The following is a 6,292-nucleotide window of genomic DNA, read 5'->3' as shown; positions in this document are numbered from 1 at the left end:
CGACGTGAATCACAGAGAGTAAATTACAAAACGAACAAATATCACGTTTTATTTTAATAAATTGGCTTTTAATGCGTACACAATAATAACAAACCAGGTGAAATAACCAATATGAATAATAAAACAAGTATATTAAACCAACCAAAGCCATTTAAGATGATATTTTTCATTGAACTATGGGAACGATTTGGTTACTACGGGCTTCAAGGGATACTCGCCGTCTACTTTGTAGATAAACTCGGTTTTAGCATGCAAGACTCTTTTGTTACCTTTGGTGCATTTGCCGCCTTAGTTTACGGTCTTGTTTCTGTCGGTGGCTACGTCGGAGATTACGTTCTCGGGACTAAACGCACCATGGTCTTTGGTGCTGTCGTTCTTGCTCTCGGCTATTTTTTAATGGGATTTTCGATTTTAAATCCTAACTTTATCTATTTGGCGCTTGGTGCTATCGCGGTTGGTAATGGCTTATTCAAAGCAAACCCATCAAGCCTATTAGCTAAGTGTTATGAAAAAGGAGATTCCCGTTTAGATGGCGCATTTACCCTTTATTATATGTCAATCAACATTGGTTCTTTGGTTTCGCTTTCTCTGAGTCCTGTCATTGCTAACAAATATGGTTATGAATACGCTTTTCTTATTTGCGGTCTAGGCTTAATTGCGAGTTTATTTAGCTATTTTTCTCTTCGTAGCACAGTGCAAGGGATAGGTTCAGAACCTGATTCTCAACCACTAAATAAAACCAAAGCCTTAATTGTGTTGATCGGCACTATTGCCTCTACCTTAGTTTGTGCATGGTTACTGCAAAATATTATGATGGCTAACTTGGCTCTTGGTGCAATTGGTGTTGGTGTGGTTGGCTTCTTCTTAAAAGAAACCTTTAAAGAAACAGGTGAGCAACGTAACAAAATGATCGTGGCTTTCATTCTTATGCTACAAGCGATTATTTTCTACGTGTTATACGCGCAAATGCCAACCTCATTAAACTTCTTTGCGATTAATAACGTCCACACTGAACTGTTCGGTATGGATATTAACCCGGTGAGTTTACAAGCGTTAAATCCATTCTGGGTCGTATTCTGTAGCCCTATCTTGGCTTACTTATACACTTACTACGGCAACAAAAATAAAGACTTATCTATGCCAGGGAAATTTACGGTTGGTATGTTTATGTCTGCCTTTGGTTTCTTATCAGTTGCAGCTGCGGGTAATTGGTTTGCTGACCAAGCGGGTATGGTTTCTGTTTGGTGGATGGTTCTGGTTTACTTATTCCAAAGTTTGGGTGAGCTGATGATCAGTGGCCTTGGTCTTGCAATGGTGGCAAGTTTAGTTCCACAGCGTTTAATGGGCTTTACTATGGGTGCATGGTTCTTGACTCAAGCGGCTTCATTCATCATTGGTGGTTATATTGCTACATTCAGTGCGACTCCTGAGCATCTTACTGATCCTCTAGATACCCTACCTGTCTATACTGAGCTGTTCCAAAATATCGGTTTTGTGACTCTAGCGGTTGCTATCGTAATGGCGATTACAGCACCAAAACTGAATCGTATGATGACAAGTTCACAGCCAGAAGAAATTGAATTCGTTGAGCAGCACTAATCAATATTAAACCAATGACTTAATAGACAAGTTATTTCATAGAAAAAAGCAGAATGAAGCGTGATGCTCATTCTGCTTTTTATTACTGATTCCTATTTACTGTAATTTGATTATTACTAATAAATATTTAAATTACTTAAACGGATCCACCTTCATATTACTTAACGTAAAGGCATACACATCGGCCATTAAATCCATCGATTTTGAAATTGGCATACCGGCACCATGACCTGCGTTTATATCAATACGAATTAACACAGGGTTATCACCTGATTGCTTGGCTTGTAGCTCGGCAATGAACTTATAAGAGTGCGAAGGAACAACGCGGTCATCATGATCAGCGGTGGTCACTAATGTTGCTGGGTATTCAACCCCCTCTTTCACGTTATGCACTGGCGAGTAGTTTAGTAAATACTCAAACATCTCTTCACTTTGTGCTGATGTACCAAAATCATACGCCCAGCCCTCACCAGAAGTAAACGTGTGGTAACGAAGCATATCTAATACGCCTACCGCAGGTAATGCGACTTTAAATAGCTCAGGTCGTTGTGTCATGCACGCGCCAACCAATAAACCACCGTTTGAGCCACCACGAAGTGCCAAATGTTCTGAATCCGTGTAACCAGAGTCAATCAACTGTTCTGCGGCTGCAATAAAGTCATCAAACACATTCTGTTTTTTCTGTTGTGTTCCGGCATTGTGCCACGCTTTACCATACTCACCACCCCCACGAATATTAGGAACTGCATACACACCACCTAACTCTAACCAACTTGCCATTACGCCACTAAAGCTTGGTGTTAGGCTGACATTAAAGCCACCGTAACCATAAAGAATTGTTGGATTTTTACCATCTAAGACTGTCCCTTTTTTATGCGAGATAATCATAGGAATTCGAGTGCCATCTTTTGATGTGTAGAACACTTGAGTTGACTCAAATTTCTCACTCTCAAACGGCGATGCAGAAGCCAAGTACAACTCAGTACAACCTGTCTTAGCATCACATTGATAAATCGTAGGTGGTGTTACATAGTTGGTAAAGGTAAAGAACAAATCGGTTTGCTCTCGTTTACCTGAAAAGCCTGTAACTTGCCCTTCACCCGGTAAGTCAATCTCTCTTAGTAAATTGCCTGAGAAGTCATATTGCTTCACTTGGCTTAACACATCAACCATATAGCTTGCGAACAAGGTTCCCCCACCAACGCTGATCTCAAGTGGCTGTGGTTGCTCTGGAATTACATCTAGCCAATCACACGTTACGGCATTATAAGAAACGATCTTACCGTTTGGCGCATTGAGATTGGTGTACATTAATAGACGAGTATCTTCATTTTCAATGACGTAGGTATCTGAATCTGTATGATCTAATACGGTGATTCGAGTTGGGTTCTCACAACTTAAACGCTCAATATAAAGCTTATTACCAGAGGTCGAGGTCGCGGCTGAGATCACCAAATACGCATCATCCTCGGTTGTATAACCACTGACATAACGGTGCTTCTCTTCTTCAGTCGCACCAAACACCAAAATATCGTCTGCTTGCGGTTTACCTATTTCATGAAAATAGAGTTTATGCTGCTCTGTTCTTGCCGATAACTCACTGCCCGTTGGCTTGTCATAACTTGAATAATAGAATCCTTTTGAACCTAACCATGAAATATCAGTAAATTTGGCATCGACAATCGGCGTTTCAATTTGCTCTTTAGTTTCTGTCTTTAATACGAAGATTTTGCGCCAATCACTGCCTGCTTCTGAAATTGAATAAGCCACTAAAGAGGTATCTTTAGAAAAGCTGACAGCACCTAAAGAGGTCGTTCCCTCTTCACTAAAGGTATTTGGGTCAAGAAAAACTTCAAACTCTCCATCTTCTTTTGAACGATACAATACGCTTTGGTTTTGTAAACCGTCATTTTGATAGAAGTAGGTGTAATCACCACGCTTGAATGGCTGTGAGGTTTTTTGGTAATCCTGACCTTTTGCGATTAAAGCTCGAATATCATCACGAAAATCAATATGAGAAAGGCAGTCGAATGTGACTTCATTTTGCTTATTTACCCACGCTTCCGTTTCTTCGCTTCTGTCGTCTTCTAGCCAGCGATATGGGTCAGCGATGGTCTGCTTGAAATACGTATCTGAGGTTGAGCCTTGTTTGGTCATTGGATAAGTCATGAGCATCCCTATATTAATAATTTTATTTGCAGGTATTCACTAGAATACGCTCATTAAAAATAAGAATGCAATGATTTGATTAAGATAGGTTATTTATTGGTACGAGCAGCGTTACATTCTTAATACAACTAATGAAACATAACTTCCGCTTCATTCTCATGGTCGTGAAATATCCCCTCATCTGAATGAGAATGTATTAAGGTTTTAGAGGCCAATTCACCCGCAAAAATCTGATAAATATTGATGTGTTTTAATGAATTGTTTTTAGTCTGCTCTATCGCAACAAGCATACCGTTTTCATCATGTATATGTGGCACCGTCATATCAACATCACCACCGCAAGCTATCGCGTTAAATGACAATAGATTCATCCCAACGATTAGCATCGATTTTATAAATACTGTCTTTTTCATCTATCTTTTCCTCATAATAAACATGCCAACCCTATTAAATAGAGATGGCATGTTTAGCGTTATTCAATCATAGGTCGTGTAATTAACGAAGTGTGATTTTTGGAGATTCCGCAGGTTTATCAAATAAGCTGAAGAATTCTGGCACTGCTTTAGCATCACCATCAATTTGGATATAGCCTTGCTTAACCCCTTCAACAAAATCAACTTTACCGACTAACAAGCCTAAGAAAACAGGTTTCGTTAACTTGACCGTTGCTTTTGGCTCACCCTCATAGTCTTTGTGGAATTGAGCAACACTACGACGAATTTCTAAAGCATGTGTTTCTTTAGAATCACCAAACTCAAACGCAACAGTGAAGTGCTTATCTTGGCTACGTTCAGCATTCAAGCTAAAGCGCATTGCACTAACTAATTGTGATGGTTCAAATTCTGCCATCAAATCTGGTGCTTGTAGGTTGATTTTCTTAGAGTAATCAATGGTTCCGTCCAACTCTTGCGCTGATGTTAAGTACCAGTTACGCCAATTATTATTGGTTTCACGGTAACCAAGTTCACGTAATGCTCTTGCTTTCAATTCACGCGGTTCCATATCACTTAATTCAATACGGATCGCATGAGTGGCCAGTTCAGCACACCATTGGAAATCACCAGAATCACACGCATCGATTGCAAAACCCATCATTTTCTCTTTACCACCAACCATTTCAACATAACGCTTTGAGGCTTCGACAGAATAAGTTGGGTTTAACGTTGTTGGGTCGCCATCAAACCACCCCATTTCGCCGACAAAGATTTGTTTTGAAGCGTGACGAATTGAACCATAAAAATCACCTAACCAAGGGTGGTTAACAAGGTGTGCAGGCAGTTTGATTTGGCGGATCAAATCTTCTTGAGTTGCCCCATCATTAATCGCTTTAATTGATTGGTCGTACGTAAATTGAATCGCATCGCGGTATGACGTTAATGTGTCATCCACATATTTTTCACCATTTACAGGTCGGCCGTGCGATAGCATCATAACGTCCGCGTTGTATTCACGCAGCATGTCCACACCTGGGAACCAGATACTTGGGTCACGATATTGTGTTCCACGAATAGTGTGAAGGTTAGGGAAACTTTCACCTTGAATTACTTCAGAACCAAACAGCAGATCAAACTCTGGGAAGTAAGCGGTAATTTCATCAGACGCTTCAGAAGGAACATGACGAAATTCAACCTTCACACCTTCAATCTCCATATCTAGTGTGCCAAATTTACCTTCAACTAATGTATTTGGCTTAATAAGACTGTGTTGACGTATTTCAAAATCAGGCCCTAAACCACCATTAATACGGCCATCTTCTTCAACATTAAGTAACGTCCCCAATGAATAATCAACACGGAAACCAAGAGCTGGGCCCGTTCCTCCCATTGACCCTTTCACTACATTCGTCATAAAAGTGTCGTGCGCAATGATTTTTGCATCCTCAACGTTTTTAATACCACGAACACCAGCGTAATGGTCAGGGTGCCAATGTGAATACATCACAGCAGCAACAGGCTTGTCATTACCAGTAACTTTACGGAAATCTGCCATTACCGACTGCATTTTGTCTACTGACTCAACAGGATCAAGGATCAACAAGCCATTATCACCATCAACAATCATTGGTGATGTTAAACCGTAACCATAAACTTGGAAAAATTTATCTTTATAAACAAAAATACCTTTATCCATTTTCTTTGAATGGGCGGTTAATTGCGGATGTACTTTGTCTGATTTCGCATCAAAGGCATCATTGCCACCAGTACGAATAAATTTCATGTCTTTCGTATCGCCATGCCAAAAATGCGTAGCCCCTGAATTCTCACCTAAATAGTAGTCGTGGGACAATGTTGGGATATCAACATTAACACCATCAAAGCGATGGTTATGGTCTTCACCAGCAGCAGCAATTCCAGAAAAAGAAGTCGCAAGAAGTACAGATAACGTAATGATAGATTTATTCATAATAGCCTCGTTCATATAGTCAATATTTAATGATGCTATCGTACATAAAAAATACAAAAGTAGGCTAATACATGATATAAGTTAAGTTATATCACTTTAAATAAATCATCTAATGAGAAGA

4 protein-coding genes are annotated in these 6,292 nt (G+C 39.8%); 1 reads left to right on the top strand and 3 read right to left on the bottom strand.

Features of this window, described 5'->3' with window-relative positions; genetic code table 11:
* The first annotated feature begins 111 nt into the window (after positions 1-111).
* Positions 112-1,599 (top strand): oligopeptide:H+ symporter, encoded by a 1,488-nt coding sequence (locus A6E06_RS03870; protein ID WP_065591720.1) that lies wholly within the window; start codon positions 112-114, stop codon positions 1,597-1,599.
* Between the two features lie 132 nt (positions 1,600-1,731).
* Here A6E06_RS03870 and A6E06_RS03865 read toward each other — a convergent pair whose 3' ends face one another.
* The 3 genes from A6E06_RS03865 to A6E06_RS03855 all read right to left on the bottom strand — a co-directional run bounded on the left by A6E06_RS03865 (position 1,732) and on the right by A6E06_RS03855 (position 6,171).
* A complete protein-coding gene (locus A6E06_RS03865; protein WP_065591719.1) occupies positions 1,732-3,768 on the bottom strand; it encodes a prolyl oligopeptidase family protein in 2,037 nt (678 codons plus the stop codon).
* A gap of 128 nt (positions 3,769-3,896) precedes the next feature.
* The gene (locus A6E06_RS03860) at positions 3,897-4,181 is read right to left on the bottom strand and encodes a hypothetical protein (RefSeq protein ID WP_065591718.1); all 285 of its coding nucleotides are present in this window, start codon (positions 4,179-4,181) and stop codon (positions 3,897-3,899) included.
* An 82-nt stretch (positions 4,182-4,263) separates the two neighbouring features.
* Positions 4,264-6,171, bottom strand: coding sequence for an alkyl/aryl-sulfatase (locus A6E06_RS03855; protein WP_065591717.1), 1,908 nt, complete (start codon positions 6,169-6,171; stop codon positions 4,264-4,266).
* Between the last annotated feature and the right edge of the window lie 121 nt (positions 6,172-6,292).

This window comes from Aliivibrio sp. 1S175 (assembly GCF_001690985.1).
Classification (GTDB): Bacteria; Pseudomonadota; Gammaproteobacteria; order Enterobacterales; family Vibrionaceae; genus Aliivibrio.
This window is presented reverse-complemented; position numbering and strand designations above follow the sequence as displayed.

Bases quoted from the DNA above. Each gene is read 5' to 3' on its own strand.
- A6E06_RS03870 (WP_065591720.1), top strand. From the start codon at position 112: ATGAATAATAAAACAAGTATATTAAACCAACCAAAGCCATTTAAGATG.
- A6E06_RS03865 (WP_065591719.1), bottom strand. From the start codon at position 3,768: ATGACTTATCCAATGACCAAACAAGGCTCAACCTCAGATACGTATTTC.
- A6E06_RS03860 (WP_065591718.1), bottom strand. From the start codon at position 4,181: ATGAAAAAGACAGTATTTATAAAATCGATGCTAATCGTTGGGATGAAT.
- A6E06_RS03855 (WP_065591717.1), bottom strand. From the start codon at position 6,171: ATGAATAAATCTATCATTACGTTATCTGTACTTCTTGCGACTTCTTTT.